Origin of the sequence: Caballeronia sp. LZ003, from assembly GCF_031451465.1 — a bacterium.
Classification (GTDB): Bacteria; Pseudomonadota; Gammaproteobacteria; order Burkholderiales; family Burkholderiaceae; genus Caballeronia.
On the sequence record NZ_JARUXJ010000110.1, the window covers coordinates 1 to 721 of the forward strand.

Annotated in this window: 1 protein-coding gene, 3 tRNA genes and 1 rRNA gene; all 5 read left to right on the forward strand. The window is 54.9% G+C overall.

Translation table 11 applies throughout. The features are described 5' to 3' along the window. Positions 1 to 14: 14 nt before the first annotated feature. Positions 15 to 128 (forward strand): 5S ribosomal RNA (gene rrf / locus QCE79_RS33260). Between the two features lie 147 nt (positions 129 to 275). After that, positions 276 to 361, forward strand: a tRNA-Tyr gene (locus QCE79_RS33265). A gap of 29 nt (positions 362 to 390) precedes the next feature. Continuing rightward, positions 391 to 464 (forward strand) — tRNA-Gly (locus tag QCE79_RS33270). A gap of 15 nt (positions 465 to 479) precedes the next feature. Then, a tRNA-Thr gene (locus QCE79_RS33275) sits at positions 480 to 554 on the forward strand. Between the two features lie 62 nt (positions 555 to 616). Further along, a partial coding sequence (locus QCE79_RS33280; RefSeq protein ID WP_032127001.1) for a GTP-binding protein occupies positions 617 to 721 on the forward strand: 105 nt, incomplete at its 3' end.

Sequence of the window (721 nt, forward strand, 5' to 3'; positions counted from 1 at the left end):
GACAACAAGTCATGCCTGATGACCACAGCGAGTTGGTACCACCCCTTCCCATCCCGAACAGGACCGTGAAACGACTCCACGCCGATGATAGTGCGGATCCCCCGTGTGAAAGTAGGTAATCGTCAGGCTCTTCATGCAGCAACAAAAACCCCACCCCCAAACAGGTGGGGTTTTTGCGTTTTGCTTTCACCTATAAGTGAGAGCCTCAGTTAATGCGGGTCGCGCGGAAGGCTTGACAACACCGTGTTTCTTCCCCATAATCGATAGTTCTCTGCGGAGGGGTGCCCGAGTGGCTAAAGGGGGCAGACTGTAAATCTGTTGGCTTACGCCTACGTTGGTTCGAATCCAACCTCCTCCACCAGAATTCAAGCGGTAGGGAATCCAGCCCAAGCGGGTGTAGCTCAATGGTAGAGCAGAAGCCTTCCAAGCTTATGACGAGGGTTCGATTCCCTTCACCCGCTCCAGTGTCGGTTTGTAGTGCCCATGTGGCTCAGTGGTAGAGCACTCCCTTGGTAAGGGAGAGGTCGGCAGTTCGATCCTGCCCATGGGCACCAGAAGTATTAGTCTAGTAAGTTGCGCGTGGCGCAAGGTGCGAAAATCCTGTTAGGAGTCGAAAATGGCCAAAGGTAAATTCGAGCGGACCAAGCCGCACGTGAACGTGGGCACGATCGGTCACGTTGACCACGGCAAGACCACGCTGACGGCAGCGATCACGACGGTG